Annotated in this window: 22 protein-coding genes; 15 read left to right on the plus strand and 7 right to left on the minus strand. The window is 48.3% G+C overall.

Features of this window, described 5'->3' with window-relative positions; all coding sequences use genetic code 11:
• The first annotated feature begins 142 nt into the window (after positions 1-142).
• The 9 genes from V2S86_RS06025 to V2S86_RS06065 all read left to right on the plus strand — a co-directional run bounded on the left by V2S86_RS06025 (position 143) and on the right by V2S86_RS06065 (position 7,703).
• On the plus strand, positions 143-958 hold the full coding sequence (locus V2S86_RS06025) for an alpha/beta fold hydrolase (protein ID WP_330761643.1): 816 nt from the start codon (positions 143-145) through the stop codon (positions 956-958).
• Positions 959-1,425: 467 nt separating this feature from the next.
• The gene (locus tag V2S86_RS06030; RefSeq protein ID WP_330761644.1) at positions 1,426-2,199 is read left to right on the plus strand and encodes a DUF3800 domain-containing protein; all 774 of its coding nucleotides are present in this window, start codon (positions 1,426-1,428) and stop codon (positions 2,197-2,199) included.
• Positions 2,200-2,268: 69 nt separating this feature from the next.
• Positions 2,269-2,745: a hypothetical protein gene (locus V2S86_RS06035; RefSeq protein WP_330761645.1), complete on the plus strand. Its 477-nt coding sequence runs from the start codon at positions 2,269-2,271 to the stop codon at positions 2,743-2,745.
• Positions 2,746-3,824: 1,079 nt separating this feature from the next.
• Positions 3,825-4,280 carry a hypothetical protein gene (locus V2S86_RS06040; protein WP_330761646.1) on the plus strand — a complete coding sequence of 152 codons (456 nt, stop codon included), beginning with the start codon at positions 3,825-3,827 and terminating at the stop codon, positions 4,278-4,280.
• A gap of 153 nt (positions 4,281-4,433) precedes the next feature.
• Positions 4,434-5,327, plus strand: coding sequence for a hypothetical protein (locus V2S86_RS06045; protein WP_330761647.1), 894 nt, complete (start codon positions 4,434-4,436; stop codon positions 5,325-5,327).
• A gap of 10 nt (positions 5,328-5,337) precedes the next feature.
• On the plus strand, positions 5,338-5,763 hold the full coding sequence (locus tag V2S86_RS06050) for a hypothetical protein (RefSeq protein ID WP_330761648.1): 426 nt from the start codon (positions 5,338-5,340) through the stop codon (positions 5,761-5,763).
• A gap of 136 nt (positions 5,764-5,899) precedes the next feature.
• Positions 5,900-6,358: a hypothetical protein gene (locus V2S86_RS06055; RefSeq protein ID WP_330761649.1), complete on the plus strand. Its 459-nt coding sequence runs from the start codon at positions 5,900-5,902 to the stop codon at positions 6,356-6,358.
• A gap of 3 nt (positions 6,359-6,361) precedes the next feature.
• Positions 6,362-6,508 carry a hypothetical protein gene (locus V2S86_RS06060; RefSeq protein ID WP_330761650.1) on the plus strand — a complete coding sequence of 49 codons (147 nt, stop codon included), beginning with the start codon at positions 6,362-6,364 and terminating at the stop codon, positions 6,506-6,508.
• Between the two features lie 634 nt (positions 6,509-7,142).
• The gene (locus tag V2S86_RS06065) at positions 7,143-7,703 is read left to right on the plus strand and encodes a recombinase family protein (protein WP_330761651.1); all 561 of its coding nucleotides are present in this window, start codon (positions 7,143-7,145) and stop codon (positions 7,701-7,703) included.
• A gap of 533 nt (positions 7,704-8,236) precedes the next feature.
• Here V2S86_RS06065 and V2S86_RS06070 read toward each other — a convergent pair.
• Both V2S86_RS06070 and V2S86_RS06075 read right to left on the minus strand, forming a co-directional pair.
• Complete coding sequence (locus tag V2S86_RS06070) at positions 8,237-8,620, minus strand: hypothetical protein (protein WP_330761652.1); 384 nt, start codon at positions 8,618-8,620, stop codon at positions 8,237-8,239.
• A gap of 172 nt (positions 8,621-8,792) precedes the next feature.
• Complete coding sequence (locus V2S86_RS06075; protein ID WP_330761653.1) at positions 8,793-9,713, minus strand: DUF4238 domain-containing protein; 921 nt, start codon at positions 9,711-9,713, stop codon at positions 8,793-8,795.
• A gap of 1,432 nt (positions 9,714-11,145) precedes the next feature.
• Here V2S86_RS06075 and V2S86_RS06080 point away from each other — a divergent pair.
• From V2S86_RS06080 to V2S86_RS06090, 3 genes are all read left to right on the plus strand, one after another.
• Entirely contained in the window at positions 11,146-11,487 is a 342-nt protein-coding gene (locus V2S86_RS06080; RefSeq protein ID WP_330761654.1) for a hypothetical protein, read from the plus strand.
• A gap of 25 nt (positions 11,488-11,512) precedes the next feature.
• Positions 11,513-12,529 carry a major capsid protein gene (locus tag V2S86_RS06085; protein ID WP_330761655.1) on the plus strand — a complete coding sequence of 339 codons (1,017 nt, stop codon included), beginning with the start codon at positions 11,513-11,515 and terminating at the stop codon, positions 12,527-12,529.
• Between the two features lie 62 nt (positions 12,530-12,591).
• The gene (locus tag V2S86_RS06090) at positions 12,592-12,768 is read left to right on the plus strand and encodes a hypothetical protein (RefSeq protein WP_330761656.1); all 177 of its coding nucleotides are present in this window, start codon (positions 12,592-12,594) and stop codon (positions 12,766-12,768) included.
• Positions 12,769-12,797: 29 nt separating this feature from the next.
• On the opposite strand, the gene V2S86_RS06095 is transcribed toward V2S86_RS06090, so the two are convergent.
• On the minus strand, positions 12,798-13,343 hold the full coding sequence (locus tag V2S86_RS06095) for a site-specific integrase (RefSeq protein ID WP_330761657.1): 546 nt from the start codon (positions 13,341-13,343) through the stop codon (positions 12,798-12,800).
• A gap of 51 nt (positions 13,344-13,394) precedes the next feature.
• Positions 13,395-14,429, minus strand: a complete 1,035-nt coding sequence (locus V2S86_RS06100) for a hypothetical protein (RefSeq protein ID WP_330761658.1) — start codon at positions 14,427-14,429, stop codon at positions 13,395-13,397.
• Positions 14,430-14,540: 111 nt separating this feature from the next.
• Between V2S86_RS06100 and rluB the strand changes: the two genes are divergently transcribed.
• The gene (gene rluB / locus V2S86_RS06105) at positions 14,541-15,437 is read left to right on the plus strand and encodes a 23S rRNA pseudouridine(2605) synthase RluB (RefSeq protein WP_006321138.1); all 897 of its coding nucleotides are present in this window, start codon (positions 14,541-14,543) and stop codon (positions 15,435-15,437) included.
• Positions 15,438-15,480: 43 nt separating this feature from the next.
• On the opposite strand, the gene cobO is transcribed toward rluB, so the two are convergent.
• Positions 15,481-16,071, minus strand: coding sequence for a cob(I)yrinic acid a,c-diamide adenosyltransferase (cobO, locus tag V2S86_RS06110; RefSeq protein WP_330761659.1), 591 nt, complete (start codon positions 16,069-16,071; stop codon positions 15,481-15,483).
• A gap of 13 nt (positions 16,072-16,084) precedes the next feature.
• Entirely contained in the window at positions 16,085-16,846 is a 762-nt protein-coding gene (locus V2S86_RS06115) for a YciK family oxidoreductase (protein ID WP_330761660.1), read from the minus strand.
• Positions 16,847-17,205: 359 nt separating this feature from the next.
• On the opposite strand from V2S86_RS06115, the gene sohB reads away from it, so the two are divergent.
• Positions 17,206-18,252 (plus strand): protease SohB, encoded by a 1,047-nt coding sequence (gene sohB, locus V2S86_RS06120; RefSeq protein WP_330761661.1) that lies wholly within the window; start codon positions 17,206-17,208, stop codon positions 18,250-18,252.
• A gap of 46 nt (positions 18,253-18,298) precedes the next feature.
• Here sohB and V2S86_RS06125 read toward each other — a convergent pair whose 3' ends face one another.
• Positions 18,299-18,550 (minus strand): YciN family protein, encoded by a 252-nt coding sequence (locus V2S86_RS06125; RefSeq protein WP_330761662.1) that lies wholly within the window; start codon positions 18,548-18,550, stop codon positions 18,299-18,301.
• 425 nt (positions 18,551-18,975) lie between these two features.
• Between V2S86_RS06125 and topA the strand changes: the two genes are divergently transcribed.
• The gene (gene topA / locus V2S86_RS06130) at positions 18,976-21,573 is read left to right on the plus strand and encodes a type I DNA topoisomerase (protein ID WP_330761663.1); all 2,598 of its coding nucleotides are present in this window, start codon (positions 18,976-18,978) and stop codon (positions 21,571-21,573) included.
• The last annotated feature ends 193 nt before the right edge of the window (positions 21,574-21,766 follow it).

The raw sequence follows: 21,766 nt of genomic DNA on the forward strand, positions 1-21,766 counted from the left end.
TTTGGTGCGTATTTTTTCATTAGGTGCGCCCCCCGTTTTTTAGCACGTTCTTCAATAGATTAGATCGCTAAACGCTGTCAGTTTACTTTCTGCGCACAAGTCCTCTTAACTGCTTTGAGGACATGACGCTTCAGGAGGCAAAATGACAGCGTTTCACTTTGGTACCCACTCTCTCGATTATCATGATTCCGGTTCAGGCCCGCTGACGCTGGTCTTGCTGCCCGGCTGGTGTGAGCCAAAAACGGTATTTGACCCCTTCAGCGCGCTGGCGAGTGAGCGATACCGGGTGATTAGCCTCGACTGGCGTGGGCACGGCCTGTCTTCTCGCGATGATGCGCTTTCGCTTGGCGCCGAAGATCTGCTGGAAGACGTCCATCAGCTGCTGACTGCTCTGCAGGTGGAGAATTTTGTGACGCTTTCGGTGGCACACGCCAGCTGGATTGCCGTCGCGCTGGCAGAACTTATGCCGCAGCAGGTCAAAGGCCTGGTATTTCTCGATTGGATCATGACGCAGCCGGTGCCGGCATTTTTCCAGTCGGTACAACAAATGCAGCGGCCAGAGCAATGGCTGGTGGCACGCGATGCGCTGTTTGCGTTCTGGCAGGGCGGCCTTGACCATCCGCAGGTGAAACATCATCTGACCGTTGAAATGGCCCGCGAGGATTTCCGCGTCTGGCAGGCCGCCGGCGTGGCGATAGAACACGCTTACCGACAATATCAATCGCCGCTTAACCGGTTGGGCCAATTAAATTCCCCCCCGCCTTGCCGGCATATTTACTCGCTGGATCGCGATGAAAATTATCTGGAGCAACAGCGGGCATTTGCTGCCGAATATCCGTTTTTCTCGGTAGTGCGACTGGGGCATGCTCGAACGCACCTGGGGATCCTCGAACGGCCTGATGAAGTGTATCGGGCGGTGGTTAACTTTCTTGGCGATGAATCTTCTTTCTTGCTTTGACCTAATGCGGGCAAGAGTTCGCGGTTAACAGATTTCGATAATCGGCCAGGTAATAAAGTGGGTTCCAACCCTATTGAAAGCCTGTATAATGCGCGGTTCGATCCAAGTAAACGTATTGTTACCGCTGTGGCGCCAGTCGCCGCAGCGGTCATCCCCCCGACGCCTGTGAAGGCGCAATATTTAAATTAATTTATCAATAAAAACAACTACATAAATAATCATTAATCTGAGTGAGATTGGTTTGTGTGACAGTCTTTAGCTCAAGTTGTATCCCCGAATGTGTTACACATCTAGCCCTATATCCCCTCTGCTTATCCCTCTAAAACGCTCTCAGGGCGGTTTTGTGCTGCTTTCTGGCATCTTTCATATGTGTCCTCTGTTTCAGTTAAAAGACGGTTAAAAGCTGATTGTGTTAGTCACGTGATTTCACTACAGTTAACCAAAGAAAGTTAAATAGGAGTAATCCTATGGAATACTATGTTTATGGTGATGAGAGTGGAACCACAGGTAGTGACCGTTGTTACTCAATCGGTCTTCTTTGCGTTAGAAAAGACCGCTTACAACAATTTGAGATGTATGTTCAAGAATTAAAGAGGAAGCATGGAATCATAGGGGAGCTTAAATGGTCGAAAATTAAGAATAGTGCAGGGCAGGCTAATATTTGTATTGAACTCCTCGTCATGGTCTTAAAAAGTAGTTGCTGTTTCCATTCTATAGTCGTTCAAAAAGGTTTATATCGTAATTGGCGTGAAAATAGAGAAATGGCATTCTATCAAACGTACACTTATCTACTGAAAAATACAGCTGCACGTTTGAAAAGTTCGCTAGAGGTACTTATGGATCAAAAGGTTGATAAATATAAAAAACATGATGAAGTTACGGGAATTATAGCAAATAATATGCTTGCTAGAATAGGTAGAGAGAAAAGTGTAAAAAGTGTCACAATGAATGATTCTAAAGAATATCTTGGCCTTCAGGTTGTTGATATATTGACCGGTGCAGTTAATTCAGGTTACCTAAAGTTTATAAGTCCTCAACTTATTTTGTCCAAATCAAAAGAATTGGCATTTAATCGAATGGCTGGCATTTTGGGTTGGGATAAGTTTCATTACGATACATATCCAAATAGAGATTTCAATATATGGCATTTTCCAACTGATATTAGAGGGGTTCCGGAGACAAGAAGTATACGGCCATGTTATAAAATAAATCTAGTGGCCAAGAATGAGGTAGATGGTTGAAATTACACTTGTTTTACTCTTTGGTGGTTTTTTTGTTTTATTGAGTTTAATAATGAAAATGAGGTTGGAATGTCTGATTTGGAAAGGTTATTTAAAGTGGAGTATGTTGGGGTTGTTATATCGATTATAGCCTTGCTGATTTCAGCCTTTAATTTCTGGAATGCAAGAGCTGTCAGGTTGAAAAATGCAGACGATGCATTGTATAAATTGAAAGGAGAGACGCTATCCAAGTCTAGAGAAATCGAGATAACATACCAAGAAATTGTCAACACTACTGATTATTTCATAAATAAGGTTAGAAAGAACACGTCTTTGCCGGAGGCTAAGAAAACTTTAATCATTAATGGAATTGATGAAGTAAAAAAAGGATTGTTTACTCTCTCACTTGCTGATGCAAAAGCCTGCACAAATTATATAATCGAAAACTTCGACTCAATGGATGAAAAAAAGACTAAAGAATATCACCTCGCATTTATTTCTGAATTGGAACGGCTTAAAGCGAATGGGAAATCACTTGAAAGGAAATTAGAACAATTACTAGATTAGTCTTCAAACGTCTTGGTATGGGGGCAGGAACGGCCAACATAAATGGTTACCGCAGGGCACTTCAAGATTAAGGGCGCATAATGCGCCCTCTGTATGACTTAGACAGCTTGACGGTACGAGTCCTGAACACCATCGCGATAGCCTTGTGCAAAAGCCGCCTGAGGACTTTTGTGCCGAACGGTGCCAGCTTGGCTCTCAGGTAGTGCTTCAAGGTTTACCCATGCTTGAGAACTACGAAGCAAACCTTGCCTGTAGCCTTGCAGATAGGCACACCCACAGCACTTGTGACGGCCTTCACCACCTTGATCTTCAGGAAGTTGGGCGAATACCGGTGCGTACCGGTGACTGTTGTAGCAAATACTCATTTTATTGCGGCCTTAGCCCTGATAGGGCACGAAAGGTTTTGCAAGGCCCGTCTATGCTGTCTACAATCCGTCTTGTCTAAGGTAAGAAAGTAGCAAGCTAACGGTTAGCTTTGAGTCGTCAAACTCTTAGCGACCTTGCTTCTAGGGAAGCCGAGTTCACTATGTGGATTCGGCTTTTTTGTTGTCTAGAGAATATAAAAACACTATATGTAGTGCCTCTTGTCTCTGACTCAATCAAGATAATGAGAAATTAAGAGATTGGCAAGTGAACAAAACCGGCCTAATTTGTGGATAACTTGGGGGTGAAATTTGGCTTCCGGCCGTGAGTGCGCACGGTGACTGGGGCAACAAGCTTGTCAATAAGCGTGATAATAATTTCCTGATGGTATACGCCCGCAGTATTGGTCGTTGTCTTTTCTGCCTTAATGAGTTGCCCCTTGACAATCTACCCCGATATCCGGATATTGACGGCTTCACCAAATCCAGATCACATCTAAAAGCATAATGCAACTTCTATTGATAAAACTCTGGACATTTTAAACGTTCCATGACATAATAGTGTTATAGATTAGTGAGTTGAATCCAGATCACAGTATTTCCAATACTTCCCATACTGATTTATAAACATACCATTTGACAGCACAAGAGATAGCTCCCGCAGGGTGCTTCCTTCCGTGTTGCGATTTTATTTTTCCAAATTTAAGAGGTAGTTACATGAAACAAACCGAGTTCATTCGGCGGTCTACCGCTGAGCAAATCCTGAAAGCGCTGATAGCGAACCGGATTAAGCGTCACATGGTTTACGCATACCGTAAACGTCACCCCAATGATCAGGCCGGGATCGAGAAAACTGGTGTCGCACTGGAACAGTACCGTATTCACCTGCTGGAACAGAAGCGACAGCCATCGAAACCAACGGCGGCGACATTAGCCCTTGCTGAGCTGCTTGATGAACATCATCCGCACGCCAACGCCCGCTCCTCGATGACTAAGGACATGATCGAACGTCAAAAACATCTCATTAAGCTGGCCTTTGGCCGTGATATCAGCACGGAACAAGTGTTTACCCTCTGGGCGGCATCCAACATGAATATTTACAGTGAATTGTCTCAGCAGGGGCATCTCACCCACAGGGATAACAATTCCCAACTACGTGATGAGGGCATGTAACCATGAAGCTGAGTTTAGACGATGAAACATACAACATTCTACGTGAAGAATCCGACCGGCTCGGGATGCCGGTTCCAAGGCTAATTCGCCAGATGTGTCAGAGTGCCGCAAGGCAAATCCAGTTAAAGACGAACCCACAGGGAGAAGTAAATAGTGAGCAAGAAGAACAGAAATGAAGGCAGTTTTATACAGGTAGAGTATGACGTTCTCGACCTGATTTCATACAACGGCGTGGCTATTGATGGCTGCATGAAATTGATACTCTCGATGGCCCGCAGCTACCAACGCAGCGGCAACGTGTATTACGAATCCAACCCAACCCTACAACGCCGCCTCGGCCTCGGAGAGGTCGCTGTTTCATCACGCATTAAAAAGCTGGAAGCCTCAGGTCTGATGCGGGTAGAGCGTATCTCGGGTGTGGGAAACAAATATTACCCGTTGCCTTTCGACCTCGCCCTAGCAGTGTTTATCCCTGAAAAAGGTGCTACACGCGATATTCTCAGAAAACAATCAGTAGAACAGCCAGAACCAACAGTGCAGCCAGTGGAACATGAACCAGCAGCAGAACCGCAGGAATTCAACCAGCCAACAGAGCAGGGGCCAGCCGATGAATACGCTAATGATTCTCCAGTACAAAACGATGGGTATCAGGGTTCAGATGATCAGGATCAGGTTGCTAATGATTGCCACTCTGTTAGGAATCCTGTTGTTACTGCCTCTGATATTGATACAGCCTTTACTTCAGTTTTCGCTGTCGTCCCTGTCATAGAAGATGCTTTTGCTGTCGCAGAAAAAGTTGCTGTTGGTATCCCAGAGGCCCAGCCTGTAGAGCCTGCAACGTCTGAGACATGGCTTGACGCACCATTTACCCCACACGGAGAGTTAATCCCGGAGGCCGTGCAACATTGTGTTGAGCATGGCGTAACTGACCCTGAAGAGCGGAAGCATTTTGTGCGGAAAATCGTTGATCCGGACTACGTGAGAGAGAAACCCATTTATAACCCGACACCGGCAGCAGCACCGGAATGGGAGGATTTGCCCTTCTAAGGAGGAATATTTGCTTACTGTAGAAGATGAAAGGCTAGTTGAAGAGATCGCCGCCCGGCTCTCTGAAAGAAAATCCCGCAAGATAGCGTTGGCAAAATACCCAGTAGAAACCTTAAAACGCGTTAAATCTATGCTGGTTCAGCAAGTGCCAATGGCGACTATCTGCAAGTTGTGCGGCGTGCCTAGTAGTGTGGTGATCAAGCTTCAGAAGGATTACAACCCGAAATTACGCAAGCGCTTTCACCTTAATCAGGGCGACAAAGTGTTTTACATCCGCCAGATGCTGGCTGACAACTGTACACCTGAGCAGATCGCCAAATTTCTTGACCTCAGTGTTAGGGGATTCATCAGTTGGTGGAAGCATCGTAAAAACGACACCGCCGATCAGCCAACCAAGGGCAGGCCATCGCACTACACCGGATTCACCTACAACTAACTAAAACAATGTCAGTACAAAAATCAAACATCAGCCGATGGGCCATTGATGCACTTTTTTACGCCTTAAAACCAAGGGTAATTATCACTCTAGTTATTATTATTTTCATAACCGATTACATATTGAGGATTCCCACATGAATATTTTTGAATCGATCGTAGATTCTCTGAAGGTACAGCTAGCAGAGCGACAAGCGCCAGAGGTTGAACATAGTTCAATCAGCAAGGCAAAGGAAGGTCTAGCGGCGACTATCGCGGAGCACATTAAAAAGCAGTCTGCACAACCGGTAGCTATTGAAGAACCAGCCACACAACCGGCAGATAGTCGCAAAATCAAGAGCAAGGGTATTGCCTTAACCGCTGCCGCTCAAGGTGGGCCAGCAAATGGCCGTCCGGTTTCTTTGCTGATGAAATCATCAGACCAACCAAACATTATCCGCCGCCAGCTGATTCTCAAATCTGCCGCCGGTGGCGCAACTTTGATCCGGACGTCGGATGGAACCTTGCTATCTGAAAATGGCATGCAAATAACCAAAAGCATGCACGCGCTCATGGATCAATTGGGTATTGGGTACACGATCAAGGATGAGGGGTAAGCGATGGAAGATATCGAAACAATCCGCTCGGTTATCTCTTTGGACTTTACCCCTGAGGAGTGTATAGCCGATAGCGTTAACATGGGCAACATGTTCCCGGCACTAAACCAACCGCAGATAGATGAAGTTGGAATCAATGGGCAACAGTGATGAGTCTATTAGCTAAAACATCGGAGGGTAAATCCGACAAATTCTCTAACGTCATTACCGAATCAAGCCTCTATCCGATAAGGAAGGGGCTTTTTTATTGCTGTAATTATTCCGATTAAATACATTTAAATATGAATTAATAGGAGAGGATGTAATTTTAATTGATCAATAAACGTACAGTTGCGGTAGTGTGCGGTGGTCACTTAAGGAATATTGAGCAAGTGGTAACGGGGCTGTAGGCCTTGGGGTAGTAGGCATCGTAAAATATATTGTGTGGATAAATAAATTTGTTGTAGGGTTATGGGTTAAACACAATATCGGTATTTACTTTAAAAATAAAACACCGTTTTATTTCTATCAAATGATACTAATTTTACTTATCAATTGAGACTTATTATCATCTTTGGGTGGTGCCGGGGAACCCGGTGCCAGTGAGATCAGGCTAACTTTCCCAACTCAAATAGCATGAATCAGGATGTGGATGACGTTGGTACCTGTAGTCTCAAAACCATCTCCTTTTGATACGGACAAAACAGCATGTGAAACAGGGTGTTTCCATGTCTCAAAAGCTTGATTTCGTTGTTTTGATACAATACAATTATGAGACTTACTTTTAAGACAGGAAGTTTCCTATATGTCATCCGTCATTGGTTATGTCCGCGTATCCACCCACGATCAAACTGTAGAAAACCAAAAGCAGCAGATTGAAGAGGCTGGCTATCAGATTGGTAAATGGTTCAGCGATGAAGCTGTGAGCGGCTCTGTAAAAGCGGTAGAGCGTAAAGGCTTCAGCGACCTGCTGAACTATGTCCGTGAAGGTGACACGCTGATTGTTATCGGTATAGACCGCTTAGGCCGTAACACGATTGATGTCCTTTCAACTGTTGAGATGCTACAGGCGAAAGGCGTGAAGGTTATCAGCCTGAGGGAGGAGTTCGACCTGTCTACGTCCGTTGGTAAGGCCATGCTAACGATGATGGCTGGGTTAGCATCGCTCGAGAAAGACCTAATAGCAGAACGCCGTACAGCGGGTATCAAGCGTGCTCAGAGTGAAGGTGTCCACTGTGGTAGACCGAGCAAGGCCAACAGCGAACAAGTTATGGTACTGCTAGCACAGGGGTTGTCACCTAAGCAGATCATGGCAGAGTTGAACATCAGTAAGGCCACGTACTATCGCCTCAAAGCCGTTGGTTGAAGCCCTCTGATATTTGGGCAACATTTGAGCGATTTATAGGGGGGCCTGAGGGCTGCCTAGCACCGATATCCAAACATTAAGTAAAATCCCAACAATTCCCCAACAGATCCACCTGAAGTGGCTCATGCAAAGAGGGCTTTCAGCCCGTAGCCGCTGAGGGTAATATCAACAGAGAAAAAATCGCACACTTCAATATTTGGCTGACTGTCATACAAGGCGAAGGGGTAGGAGATGAGATCCAAAATTTTGGCCGGGGTAAGAATTAGGTTTTTCTGGCCTATCGCCAAAGTGGGTCTTCTAGCGGTTTTATTGGGAGTACAGGCTCAGGCACACGCAGGCAGGATTACGATCAGCCATCCAGAGAGTGAAGATCTACCCAACGGTAAAACCCTCTGTATTTACACCACACCCATCTACACCTTTTCGGTAACCGTGAAAGGCCGCTGCCCAGTTTCCAAAACTTTCGACACTGAAGATTCAGAATGATGAAGAAGGGAACCGCCTCCCTTTTGAAGTAAGCTCTTAAGTAGAATTTACTGGGATTTGTAGACACCGCAAATTATGTCGGCTATCGCCGCCGCCACGCTGTTCCCTCCATTCACATAATCAACTTTTGCTATAAGTTTGTCTGATAAGTTGAAAATATTCACTGAACCTAGTCCAACTTTGCAATCTTTGTCTGATACTGAGAATTTTGTATAGTTGACGCCTTTATTGGAGTAATCGCTGCTAGGTATTTGTTGGATGATGGCTGAACTGGCCCCATTTACATGTTGCACTGAGTCATTTTTACCATAGAAGAGAGTGTCATTGTTGGATGCAAGAAATGTCCATCCTTTTATATTTGGTGCTGTTTCGGCATTAACTGAGGACGCTGCGCCGATCAAAAGTGTTGCCAACAGCAAGTGTCTTTTCATTAGTAAACCTTCTATCTGTAAGACTAATCCCAATTGTCGTTTTTTATCATAACCCTTAAATTTTTACATCCTTTCTCACCTTCAGATCGGGATTTTATTTGAGGTTTTTGAGCTGTTCCCAACTATGGTGGCCCCGGCATAATCATTAGCTATCTAATGGATTGATTCTCTGTTAGAAAAGGAAATTAAAGCCATTATGTAAGTGGGCACCAGGAATGCTTCGGATCAACTGTTCAACAGGATTATCAAAAATATCGTACTGACAGTGTGTTCCGCATGTGAATGCATCATCTTTTATTAGAGGCATTTCAGACTTAAAAAAAATGTTATTACAAGAATAAACTTGGACTGCATGATTGCACATAGTGACTTCTTCATCGTTTAGAACCAAAGTTGATAGCCGAGGTTCAACACTATATGAAGTTGGTCGATAAATGATCACACTTATATTAGGGGTTATAGGTGCTAGTATCATAGGGCTGATAGGTGGATTTGCTGGAGCGGTAAAGCTATGGTAGAAACCATCGCCAAATATGAACTCTTTCTCAGTTGAGAAAAGAACCGCAAACTTCCCACTTGAACCAATATGATCAGAGACCATACGTTGTGTATCTCGCATATTTAGGCCAATTATTCCTTCTCGCTCAGCTTTAGGAATTGCGCCACGTAGCCACTCTGCCACACTCACTGATGCTTCCCGGTTCCGAGGGCTACGTATTACCAGAGATACTACGCATTCGGTTAGAATCTTTAGCTGTTCCTCTGTGCTGTGGTGTGCTTGAAATCGTTCGGTTAGCTGGAGGTTAGGGAGATCCTTTCTTGAGAGATTATTCATCCACTCTATTACTTTCGGGAAGTTATTATCTGCTAGATCAAAGGTTTTTTCGAAGCTCTGATCCCAAGGCGAAGGCTCTCCGGGAATTCGGCTTAGTTTGATATGATGGCCATTTCCAATCATACCTAATTGTGCCGGTGGGATTTTATTGGTAGCGAGATCAGGAGTTAGCCGGTTAGTAAAACCTTCATCATTCGCCCAATGTTTAGAAACACATCTTGGCCACCAATGATGACGCTCTGTTTTTAATTTTTTCATATGGTTAGACTCTATCGCGAGAATTTTTTAGAAGCGTTAACGTGTGCCATCTTTTTGTTTTAGTTTGCCAGTTCAGGCGAGCAACCTCTAAGCTTTTAGATGGCAATTTGTCACTGAGGCACTTCGTAGGAAGGGGAGTAGTTGTGACCGGTAACTTCAGACCCCCTCGGAAATCGAGGTGCAATCACCCCGACAATCAAGGGGGTACCCCCTCGGAAATCGAGGGCAATAAGATTAACTATAAAAACATACTATAAGAATAACTAAAACCTCAACCTCCTTCGCTTCGCTCAGTCGGTTACACGCGTAGCTACGCATTTCCCCCACTGGAGGAACACAGAGTGTTCGAAGGGAAGGAGAGAGAAGAGAGTTTATGGTTTTTAGTTTGTTTGGTTACTGGAGAGAGCCTAAGCGGCTATCGAGTTGTTGTTGGTTATGGTGACTTGTCACCTTGGGCATTGTCCTACGGACAAGCCACCTTTTGGGCAATGGAGAGAGCTACGCTCTCGACCTTTGGAATATGTCACGAGGCAGATAGCCGAGAGTCAAGGGGGCGGCGGGGGCTGGCGGTCATCACGCAGAACTGTACCATTCCTACCAACTTTACCATCATCACCCACACCTTATCACCTGATTCAACTCCACAACCTAAAATCCTTCCTGTATGACATCAGATTCAACGCTACACCAGAATCCATGCCATTCACTAACTTAGTGGATAAAGTGCCGCACGGTGGCTTACAGCTCGCCCTGTGGGGTTCTGCATTGCATGATTTCATTCTTAATGCACGCATTGCAATTCATGTCAACAGCCATTTCGTAATAAATATTGATATTTATCATCATTAATGTTATAATAGATACATAGGGAAAGAAAACGGTAAGCCAATCGAAGTATCTTCTCTTGAAAGCCCCGGTTTCCTGAAATTACCGGGCAATGCCCTTCGGGGTAGCCAAAAATCCTGATTCCCCGATCAGGTCAATCTGATGAGGCCTTTAGTAAGCGTCGATCAGAGCAAGGTACAGCCTCCCGGCTGGCCTTTTTTAAACCGATTCACCAAAGATACATTTCATGCAGGACAGTCGATTTAAAAAAGGTGCGAATCTAGGCCACTCGCCCCGGTGCTGGCGTTCACGCGCCACACATCTTACCAGAGGCAGGCGGTTAAACTCCTTTCCGCTGTAGGTTGCGTTGATTCAGACATATCAAGGTAGCCGCCTCACATATCCCTGTGGATACCTTATGTAGTAACGGTTGGTGCTCCCCTCCGGGGGAGTTCTTTTATCTGCCGTATACCGCACGCCACACCGTCAGCATTACCCAAAGAATTCTCAAAGTATTGAGATACCGAACTGGATTAACCAGAGCGGCGGACGTACTCGTCCAATTTTCAACCAACTGTTTCAACCAACTGTTATATAAGGATTCACAATGAAATTAGAAGGACAACAACTCCGCAGTTACACAGACGTGATTGCATATGCTGCTGATCCAGTATTCAGCCACACCGAGGTGGTGATCGCCAGCCTAGCCGCCGACCTTGTACCGGGAAACGTCATAGATTCGACAGGTGCTCTATACGCTGCATCATCCACTGATGAACCGATGATCGTGATCAGCAATACCGCAGCGGGTGCTAATCGCCATGTTCTGGTGGTCGACCGGGGGGTAATCGTCAAACGTTCAGCTCTGACTGCCGCAGATGTAGCGGGACTAACTGCCGCACTGGCAAAGATCAAGACAAGCGGTAAAGTCCGTTTCTCTGTTAACTAATAATAATTAAAAGGATTTTACCTCCATGTCAAAACAATCGTTTGATCAGCTAGACCTGATCTCCCCGTTCGTATCTGCTCCTACTACCGGCAATCTGCTGCAAGATCTTGGCGTCTTCTCACGCGATGAGAGTAAAACCCCATCAGTGCAGGTTGATTATTTGCTGGGTGAACAGTCAAAGCTACTGGAGTATACGGAGAGATTTGGTACAGGTTATAATGTGACCGATCGCCAACGCGGCAAGAACTTCTCTGTTCAAATCCCGCATACAACTACCTCAGGCCGTATCACATCAGAAGACTGGCAGGGCCATCGTAAATTTGGCACTAACCGCGAAGAGGCCAAGCTGGAACTGATCGCAGCAGAAGCTGCAAAACAACATGAAAGTTATCTGCGAAGCAAAGAAGCCCGATTGGCTACCGCACTGTTCGAAAATAAGGTTCTCGACCCCCACACGAATGACGGCCTGATCGATTTCACGGATGTGTTTGGCTTCCAGCAGGGTGCAGCGGCAATTACTACCGGCCAACTGGATAACCCACTGGAACAGATCGACAACGCCAAGCGATCCATTCGCCGTAAAATGGGGGCATTCACCAAAACTACCTCTGGTTTTGTCGCACTCGTTGATGATGAGCTATTCGCCAAGGTGAAATGGCACTCCCAGACGTTGGCGCTGATTCAGCACAACATGATCTCCCCAAATTTCCTATTCAATAACAAGGAAGTCTATCCGGGATATGAGATGTTCAATGTAAACGGAATTACCTTTATTCAGAATTCGAACAGTGATATCACGGCTATCGGAGATGGAGAGGGATTCCTGTTCCCTATCATTAAACCCACGGCTATCAGTGCTTCTCCTTTCGTGAATATCGCAGGTCCGGCAAGCCGCAACTTTGATTTGGCAGGCAGTGGAATCATGGATTTTTACGCCTACTCTGTGGCTGATAAGCTTGGTAACCCTGAGATCTTCTCTGAGTTCAGCCAACTGCCGATCTGTTACCGCTCCGACTTTGTAACCAAATTGTCGCTGGCTTAATCGCTATCTGCATTGGGGGGGCTAATTGACCCCCGGCTAAAATTTGAGAGGGGATGAACCTGATGAAAGTAATAGTTTTGGACGGTCGCGGCCAGCCGCTTATCAACGGCTGTGACTCACTGTTGAATGTTGCCGAAATCTGCCGAATGCTCGGGATTAACCGGAATACATTCAATAGCATTGTAAAGAAGCTAGGCAGCGTAGAAGCCGCCATCCAGCAAGTAAAGAAGAAGAAATGAAGCCCGCCTTTAGTGCGGGTTTTTTTACGTTATAAGATTGAATCGACAACCGGTAGTAAGTCTTTCAACGGTGGCCTATGGGTGTATCTAGCAGTTATTCCGAGGCTCTGTGTTCTGCTATGACCAACCACAAACTGAACCAATGCTGCATTAGTTCCACTGGCTACAGCACGGCTAATGAAGGTGTGCCTTAAGCTGTGTATGCGTCGTTTCAATCCGAATTCGTCATAGGTCGGAATCTCGAGGTTATCCATGATGGAAACCCAACAATTAGTTATTGAGGTGTAATCTGGCAGGTCACCGAAAACTAGATCATCGTCAGAAAGAAGATCCATGCGGTTGAACAAAACAGGTTCTAACTTTTGGTGGATTGGAATCTGGCGCTGAGCGTGATCGCTTTTCCCTCCCTCTATGAATATGTAATGTCGTCCTGTCTCCTCATCCTGCCGTATGTGTTTCTTGCGTATGTCGGCAATCTCCCCACGGCGAGCACCTGTATAAATGAGCGTAAGAAAGTAATCTTTTCTCCAGTCTGTGCCGGGGAGGTTGGACAGGGCATTTTTCAACTTTTTCATTTCACCGTCGCTATAGTGACCCCCTCGATTAGGAATCACCTCATAGCTGATTCATGTGGTTGGGGCTGTGGTGAGGATGTCTTTATGATCCACAAGGTATGTCTTGAACAGGGAGCGCCAGATCTTAAGGTGCTTGTGAACGTGCTCACTCGAAATCAAATCCTCTTCAGGAACATCATAGGCGATACACTCTGCTAGTTTCATACTGGAGTAGGGTTTATGGGTTCGAGTAGGGAGATTTTTAGCAACCAGCAATGCTTCTCTAATGTGCTGTTTGGTGATGCCATCTACCGGGACATCTCCCACCACGTAGAGCAAAACTTCATAGAACCGTTGATTCTCACCAGCGACTGAACGCCGCCATTTCTGCCCCTTGTCGGCAACATACATTTTCCAAGCTTCGGATAACTTGATTGCGGGAGGGGTGTTATCTTTTGCATCTATAGTGACGTTGTCACTCGCTGTTAACCGTTGACTACTCGGTAACTTTGATTTTAGCGAGCTAACCAACTGCTCATACATGGGGAAATCCCCATCATAGAAAGCTTGGTATGCTTGATAGAGCTTTGCCTTCGACATATCCAAAGTTGTGGAGGCAGCAGATATTTCCTTGGCAAGGGATGAAGGGTCAATGTTTTGATGCAGGAAATTAGCTTTGATGAGCAGTTCCGATCCCTCATCACCTTGATATACCCATGACTGGGCCGCTTTAGCATGCTCGCCAGCCGCTGCCGCTGTTGCTGCCGGATCACTAATCGTCTCTCCCATTCCTTTCGCTATTTTACCTATCCTTGGTAAGGATTCCGCTTCAAAGATATCCGCTTCAAGCATCCTCAATAAGAACGTATCCAAATCCTGTTTGGTAAGCTCACGCATTCCGTTCAGCTTATCTTTGAACTCCTCTACGGACATCGCCCCAGACTGAACCAACGGGATGTAGGGAGCCATTTTGGACATCGTCACTTGGGCCTGTTTCAGACTGTCAGTATTGAGCGATAAACGAACAAACTTTTTAGAATCATTAACTCTAAAATTTGTGTAGAATGTCCGGCCACGCTGTATCGTGTGTGACACCTTGTTTGACATGTTGTGTTCCAAAATGTGTGCAAGATTATAGGGTTATGGCGTTACTGGCCGTAACTGATTGAAAGAATAGTATATGATGACGTCTGTGAAGGCGACACTAGAGGTTGCTCAATGAGCGAAAAGTTACAAAAAGTTTTAGCGCGCGCCGGCCATGGTTCGCGTCGTGAAATCGAAACCATAATTGAAGCCGGCCGCGTCAGCGTTGACGGTAAAATTGCCAAACTGGGCGACCGCGTTGAAGTGACTGCGGCGATGAAAATTCGCCTTGATGGTCACGTGCTTTCAATTAAAGAATCCGAAGAAACGGTTTGCCGCGTGTTGGCTTATTACAAGCCGGAAGGTGAACTCTGTACTCGTAGCGATCCTGAAGGCCGCCCGACGGTGTTTGATCGCCTGCCTAAACTGCGTGGTTCTCGCTGGGTAGCGGTAGGGCGTCTGGACGTCAATACCTCAGGCCTGCTGTTGTTCACCACCGACGGTGAGCTGGCAAACCGCCTGATGCACCCGAGCCGTGAAGTCGAGCGCGAATACGCGGTGCGCGTATTTGGCCAGATTGACGATGAAAAAGTGAAGCAACTGAGCAAGGGCGTTCAGTTGGAAGATGGCCCGGCCGCTTTCCGTACCATCACTTTCCAGGGCGGCGAAGGCATTAACCAGTGGTACAACGTGACGCTGACCGAAGGGCGTAACCGCGAGGTGCGTCGTCTTTGGGAAGCGGTTGGCGTTCAGGTCAGCCGTCTGATCCGCGTGCGTTATGGCGATATCGATCTGCCTAAAGGCCTGCCGCGTGGCGGTTGGACCGAACTGGAATTGCCGGCGATTAACTACCTGCGCGAATTGGTTGAGCTGAAGCCTGAAACCGTCAGCAAGATGCCGGTAGAGCGTGAACGTCGCCGAGTGAAAGCGAATCAAATTCGTCGTGCAGTCAAGCGCCACACCCAAGTGGCCGGCAGTGGTCGCCGTAGTGCAGCAGGCAGCAAGCCTGGCAAGCCAAGCAAGCGCAGCTAATCATTACGCCGCAGCCTCTCAGGGCTGCGGCGTTTTCTTTTCGTTACCAGTCAATGCCCTTTTGCGCCATGATACCTGCGTCAAACGCGTGTTTTACCGGCCGCATTTCCGTCACCGTATCCGCCATTTCCAACAGATCGCGATGGCAGCCACGCCCGGTGATAATCACCGTCTGGTGGGCAGGGCGCTGTTGCAAGGCTTCCAGCAGCTCGTCTAACTCAAGATAACCGTAACTGACCATATAGGTCAGCTCATCCAACAGCACCAGATCCAGGCTGCTGTCGGCCAGCATGCGTTTGCCGTGTTGCCATACGGCCTGACAGGCGGCGGTATCGCCGGCTTTATTCTGGGTTTCCCAGGTGAAGCCGGTTGCCATTACCTGGAATTCAACCCCGTGCTGCTGCAGCAGATTTTTTTCCCCGTTCGGCCATTCGCCTTTGATGAACTGAATAACGGCGGCTTTCATTCCGTGGCCGACGGCGCGCGTGACTGTACCGAACGCCGCAGTGGTTTTGCCTTTACCGTTACCGGTGAACACCAGCAGTAAACCTCGCACTTGCTGGGCGGCGGCGATACGAGCGTCGACCTGTTCTTTCAGGCGCTGCTGACGTTGTTGATGGCGGTCTTCGGCCATGATAAAGCCTCCTTTATTCAGCGGCGCCGGGTTTACGATTGGGTTGAGCATCGAAGCTCATACCGGTTTTGCGGCGGCTGTCATCGCCCATTAAATAGAGGTAAAGCGGCATAATATCCGCCGGCGTTTTCAGCTTGCTTTTATCTTCATTCGGGAAAGCCGATGCGCGCATTTGAGTACGTGTTCCGCCAGGATTGATGCAATTTACCCGAAGATGGCGGCTTTTATATTCTTCGGCCAACACCTGCATCATGCCTTCTGTGGCAAATTTTGACACCGCATAAGCACCCCAGTTGGCCCGGCCCGTGCGGCCAACGCTGGAACTGGTAAAGACCAGCGATCCGGCATTGGATTTCAGCAGCAGCGGCAACAGCGCCTGGGTGAGCATAAAGGTCGCGTTGACGTTGACCTGCATGACGTCGTGCCACATTTCCATCGACAAGTCAGCCATCGGAGCGATATCTCCCAACAGCCCGGCGTTATGCAGAACACCGTCGAGACGTGGGATCTGAGTTGCCAGAGCGTTCGCAACTTGTTTGCACTGTTCCTGCGTGGTGTGCAGCAAATCCAGCGTGACGGTGAAGCTTGGTGCGCCTCCCAGCCGGGCGATCTCGGCTTGTACCGCCCGCAGCTTGCTTTCGGTACGGCCCAGCAGCACCAGTTGTGCGCCAAATTTGGCGTAGGTGAGTGCGGCTTCGCGTCCGATGCCGTCACCGGCGCCGGTGACCAGGATGATTCTTTGTTCCAGCAGGTCATGTTTCGGGTGGTAATGCACAATAATTCCTCGCGCCGTGGTGGCTGTCTCCCGCTTGCATCGGGGAGCGGTGTGGATTAAGAGACCCTGACGGGAGCAAAGGCTCGACCGCATGCAGGATCCCGCAGCGAATTTGGCTCATCATGTTGATGAATAATCCGTGTTATATGCCTCAAATGGATCGTATTTTCAATGATTAGGCAGCAGAATCGGCATTCTTTTGTAACAAAAATGGAACAGCGGTGGCTTGGTTAAGTCAAAAAGCGCCCACATAGTACAGAGGCATCACAAGGAATTATTATTTAGCCGCGACAGCCACAGCGTCGGTTGGCTAGAATGAATGAGATCATACTAACAACCTGTAAATAAAGGCGGAATCTGTGGAGTTTATATCTGTTTATGGCCTGTTTCTGGCCAAAGTCGCGACGGTAGTGATTGCCATCGCCGCGCTGGCGTTGCTGGCGGTCAGTATTGGGCAACGCAAGGCCCGGCACAAAGGGGAATTGCAGCTTACCGATCTCGGTGAGCAATATCGGGAGATGCAACGCGACATGCGCCTTGCGCGGATGGGCGATGCGGAACAAAAGACCTGGAGCAAACAGTTTAAAAAGCAGACCAAAGCCGACGACAAACTGAAAAAACAGCGCGCTAAGGCCGGTGCGGTTGAAGCGACCAAACCTTGCCTGTATGTGCTCGATTTCAAAGGCAGTATGGATGCCCATGAAGTGACTTCGCTGCGTGAGGAAATCTCGGCGGTGCTGGCGGTGGCAACGCCGCAGGACGAGGTTCTGCTGCGTTTGGAAAGCCCGGGTGGGGTAGTGCACGGTTATGGTCTGGCGGCATCTCAGTTGGCTCGCTTGCGCACTGCGGGGATCCGGCTGACGGTAGCCGTAGACAAGGTGGCGGCCAGCGGCGGTTATATGATGGCCTGCGTGGCGGATCGCATCGTCGCGGCGCCCTTTGCCATCATAGGATCTATTGGCGTAGTGGCGCAAATCCCCAACTTCCACCGCCTGCTGAAAAAGAACGATATTGATGTGGAACTGCATACTGCCGGCCAGTTCAAACGCACGCTGACGCTGTTTGGTGAAAACACCGAGCAGGGGCGCGAGAAATTCCGCGAAGATCTGAATGAAACCCATGAACTCTTTAAAGAGTTTGTGCACCAGCAGCGACCTTCGTTGGATATCGACAGCGTGGCGACCGGCGAGCACTGGTTTGGCTCTCAGGCGAAAGATAAAGGGTTGATTGATGCGATTGGCACCAGTGACGATTTGTTGATCGCCGAAATGGAAAATCACGAAGTGGTCGGGGTGCGCTATGCACGTCGTAAACGCTTGATGGATCGTTTTACCGGCAGCGCGGCGGAAAGCGTCGATCGTTTGCTGCTGCGCTGGTGGCAGCGCGGTGAAAAACCGCTGCTTTAAGCGCTTTGATTAAACACCACGGGGGCTAAAACCCCCGTTTTTTTGTTTAATCAGCCAAATGATATTTTTCGGAAAGTACATGGGCCAAATGTTTAAACATATTAAATACTGCAGTGGTTTTTACCGTAGGTAATCCATCCTGATCCAAAAAGAATTCGCCACGGAAAACTAAAACGCTGCCTTTTTGTTCAACATCGTTAGCCACCATGCCCTGCAGATAATCGCTATGCTGCCGAATAATGTTATTTGCTTCTTGCAGCAGGGCCTCGCGGTCAATGGGGGTGGTATTTATGCGCATTATTACACTCCAATCATAAATTCTGCGCGTATTCTAACGCCGGTTCGCATTTATCCGCAAACAGACTAAGGTTTATTTGCCGTCTGGATGGCTAGCTGTATCCATCGATTGGCGAAATCTCTCTTTCCGTGCTAATTAGGTTGCGTGACGCTTTTTATCAGGTACAGTGTGGGATTTTGCGGCGTCGGGTGGAAGCTTTTGTTTACGCCATGAATGAGTCTCACACAGCCATACTTCTGGGGCATGAGTGAATAGTCGGCAGGATCAACAACTTGCACTCAGGTTGAGCAGTTAAGCAACCAATAGAAAAAAACATGTTGATCTCTTGCCAGACTGCCGCAATATAAAAAAGAGATATGAATCGCTGCGGCACGGCGAGATAAAAGACTTCTTTTTAGAAGAAACAAATTTAGGTAAAGGTAAATATGGGTAAAGCTCTCGTAATAGTTGAGTCCCCGGCAAAAGCCAAAACTATTAATAAATACTTAGGTAATGACTACGTGGTGAAGTCCAGCGTCGGTCATATCCGTGATTTGCCGACCAGTGGCTCAGCCAGCAAAAAGAGCGCTGACTCAACCGAAGACAAAGCCAAGAAGAAAGTTAAAAAAGATGAGAAGACGGCGCTGGTAAATCGGATGGGCGTCGATCCTTATCATGGCTGGAAAGCGGATTATGAAATTCTGCCAGGTAAAGAAAAAGTTGTCGCAGAGTTAAAATCGTTAGCGGAAAACGCCGACCATATTTATCTCGCAACCGACCTTGACCGCGAAGGGGAAGCCATTGCCTGGCACCTGCGGGAAGTGATCGGCGGTGACGACAAACGCTTTAGCCGCGTGGTGTTCAATGAAATCACCAAGAATGCGATCCAACAGGCCTTCAAACAGCCGGGTGAATTGAATATCGATCGTGTTAACGCACAGCAGGCGCGTCGCTTTATGGACCGCGTAGTGGGTTACATGGTATCGCCGCTGCTGTGGAAGAAAATTGCCCGCGGCCTGTCTGCCGGGCGCGTGCAATCTGTTGCTGTACGGTTGGTGGTGGAGCGTGAACGCGACATCAAAGCCTTTGTGCCGGAAGAGTATTGGGAGTTGCACGCCGATCTGCTGGCGAAGAATGATACCGCGCTGCAGATGGAAGTGACGCATGCCCACGACAAACCCTTCAAACCGGTTAACCGTGAGCAGACCCACGCCGCCCTTAAACTGCTGGAGAAAGCCCGTTATACGGTGCTGGATCGCGAAGACAAACCCACCAGCAGCAAGCCTGGCGCGCCTTTCATTACTTCTACGTTGCAACAGGCGGCCAGCACCCGGCTGAGTTTTGGCGTGAAGAAAACCATGATGATGGCACAGCGGTTGTATGAAGCCGGCCACATTACCTATATGCGTACCGACTCCACCAACCTGAGCCAGGATGCGCTCAACATGGTGCGTGGCTATATCGGCGACAATTTCGGCGACAAATACCTGCCGAAAGCGCCGAATCAGTACAGCAGCAAAGAAAACTCGCAGGAAGCGCACGAAGCTATCCGTCCGTCGGATGTGAACGTGCTGTCCGAGCAGTTGAAAGATATGGAAGCGGATGCGCAAAAGCTGTATCAACTGATCTGGCGCCAGTTTGTGGCCTGTCAGATGACGCCGGCGCAGTACGATTCCACTACGCTGTCAGTGAAGGCCGGTGATTATCAGTTGCGCGCCAAAGGCCGCACGCTGCGTTTCGAGGGCTGGACCAAAGTGATGCCTGCCTTGCGCAAGGGTGACGAAGACCGCACCTTGCCGTACGTCGAAGTAGGCAGCGATCTGGAACTGCAAAAGCTGATCCCGAGCCAGCACTTCACCAAGCCGCCTGCGCGTTACAGCGAGGCTTCGCTGGTGAAAGAGCTGGAAAAACGCGGTATCGGCCGCCCATCGACCTACGCGTCGATCATCTCGACCATTCAGGACCGTGGCTATGTGCGGGTCGAAAGCCGCCGTTTCTACGCCGAGAAAATGGGTGAGATCGTTACCGACCGTCTGGAAGAAAACTTCCGTGAGCTGATGAACTATGACTTTACGGCTCGCATGGAAGACGGCCTTGACCAGGTAGCCAATAACCACGCCGAGTGGAAAGCGGTGCTGGATGAGTTTTTTGCCGAGTTCAGCGAGCAGTTGGAGACGGCGGAGAAAGATCCTGAAGACGGCGGCATGCGCCCGAATCAGATGGTCATGACCAGCATTGACTGCCCGACCTGCGGCCGTAAAATGGGCATCCGTACCGCCAGCACCGGTGTGTTCCTCGGTTGTTCCGGTTATGCGCTGCCGCCGAAGGAGCGCTGCAAAACCACCATAAACCTGGTACCGGAAACGGAAGTGCTGAATATCCTCGAAGGGGATGACGCAGAAACCAACGCATTGCGTGCTCGCCGTCGTTGCCAGAAATGCGGCACGGCGATGGACAGTTACCTGATCGATAACCAGCGTAAGCTGCACGTCTGCGGTAATAACCCGGCGTGTGACGGCTATGAAATCGAAGAGGGCGAATTCCGTCTGAAAGGGTATGACGGCCCGGTGGTTGAGTGCGACAAATGTGGTTCCGAAATGCACCTGAAAATGGGACGTTTCGGTAAGTACATGGGCTGTACCAACGAGACGTGCAAAAACACCCGTAAGATCCTGCGCAACGGCGATGTTGCGCCGCCGAAGGAAGATCCGGTTCCGTTGCCGGAGTTGCCATGCGAAAAGTCAGACGCTTACTTTGTGCTGCGCGACGGTGCTGCCGGCGTGTTCCTGGCGGCCAACACCTTCCCTAAATCGCGCGAAACTCGTGCGCCACTGGTAGAAGAGTTGGCTCGTTTCAAGGATCGTCTGCCGGAAAAACTGCGTTATCTGGCGGATGCGCCGGTGGCGGATGGCGAAGGCAACAAAACGATGGTGCGCTTCAGCCGTAAAACCAAACAACAGTATGTCTCTTCAGAGAAAGACGGTAAGGCCACTGGCTGGTCCGCTTTCTACGTTGATGGCAAATGGGTGGAAGGCAAAAAGTAAATCTGCAGCGTCATGGATGCAATAATAAAAACCAGCCCTGGTGGCTGGTTTTTTGTTGCCTAAACGGGACGGGTCTATTTTCCCGATCCCGCAACCAGGGTTTCACGTTGATAGCAATGCAAAATAATCGTTATCATGGTGTGACGTGGATCTATACTTGAAGCGGCTACGTGATATAGTGGTTATATAAAAA

Origin of the sequence: Serratia sp. C2(1), assembly GCF_036352655.1 — a bacterium.
GTDB classification, from domain to species: domain Bacteria; phylum Pseudomonadota; class Gammaproteobacteria; order Enterobacterales; family Enterobacteriaceae; genus Serratia; species Serratia inhibens.

What these genes read in the sequence shown, in the direction of transcription:
- V2S86_RS06095 (WP_330761657.1), bottom strand. Translation starts at nt 13,343, where the DNA reads ATGAAAAAGTTGAAAAATGCCCTGTCCAACCTCCCCGGCACAGACTGG.
- rluB (WP_006321138.1), top strand. Translation starts at nt 14,541, where the DNA reads ATGAGCGAAAAGTTACAAAAAGTTTTAGCGCGCGCCGGCCATGGTTCG.
- topA (WP_330761663.1), top strand. Translation starts at nt 18,976, where the DNA reads ATGGGTAAAGCTCTCGTAATAGTTGAGTCCCCGGCAAAAGCCAAAACT.
- V2S86_RS06060 (WP_330761650.1), top strand. Translation starts at nt 6,362, where the DNA reads ATGGAAGATATCGAAACAATCCGCTCGGTTATCTCTTTGGACTTTACC.
- V2S86_RS06090 (WP_330761656.1), top strand. Translation starts at nt 12,592, where the DNA reads ATGAAAGTAATAGTTTTGGACGGTCGCGGCCAGCCGCTTATCAACGGC.
- V2S86_RS06055 (WP_330761649.1), top strand. Translation starts at nt 5,900, where the DNA reads ATGAATATTTTTGAATCGATCGTAGATTCTCTGAAGGTACAGCTAGCA.
- V2S86_RS06085 (WP_330761655.1), top strand. Translation starts at nt 11,513, where the DNA reads ATGTCAAAACAATCGTTTGATCAGCTAGACCTGATCTCCCCGTTCGTA.
- V2S86_RS06125 (WP_330761662.1), bottom strand. Translation starts at nt 18,550, where the DNA reads ATGCGCATAAATACCACCCCCATTGACCGCGAGGCCCTGCTGCAAGAA.
- V2S86_RS06070 (WP_330761652.1), bottom strand. Translation starts at nt 8,620, where the DNA reads ATGAAAAGACACTTGCTGTTGGCAACACTTTTGATCGGCGCAGCGTCC.
- V2S86_RS06075 (WP_330761653.1), bottom strand. Translation starts at nt 9,713, where the DNA reads ATGAAAAAATTAAAAACAGAGCGTCATCATTGGTGGCCAAGATGTGTT.
- V2S86_RS06100 (WP_330761658.1), bottom strand. Translation starts at nt 14,429, where the DNA reads ATGTCAAACAAGGTGTCACACACGATACAGCGTGGCCGGACATTCTAC.
- V2S86_RS06025 (WP_330761643.1), top strand. Translation starts at nt 143, where the DNA reads ATGACAGCGTTTCACTTTGGTACCCACTCTCTCGATTATCATGATTCC.
- V2S86_RS06035 (WP_330761645.1), top strand. Translation starts at nt 2,269, where the DNA reads ATGTCTGATTTGGAAAGGTTATTTAAAGTGGAGTATGTTGGGGTTGTT.
- V2S86_RS06065 (WP_330761651.1), top strand. Translation starts at nt 7,143, where the DNA reads ATGTCATCCGTCATTGGTTATGTCCGCGTATCCACCCACGATCAAACT.
- V2S86_RS06080 (WP_330761654.1), top strand. Translation starts at nt 11,146, where the DNA reads ATGAAATTAGAAGGACAACAACTCCGCAGTTACACAGACGTGATTGCA.
- V2S86_RS06040 (WP_330761646.1), top strand. Translation starts at nt 3,825, where the DNA reads ATGAAACAAACCGAGTTCATTCGGCGGTCTACCGCTGAGCAAATCCTG.
- V2S86_RS06030 (WP_330761644.1), top strand. Translation starts at nt 1,426, where the DNA reads ATGGAATACTATGTTTATGGTGATGAGAGTGGAACCACAGGTAGTGAC.
- cobO (WP_330761659.1), bottom strand. Translation starts at nt 16,071, where the DNA reads ATGGCCGAAGACCGCCATCAACAACGTCAGCAGCGCCTGAAAGAACAG.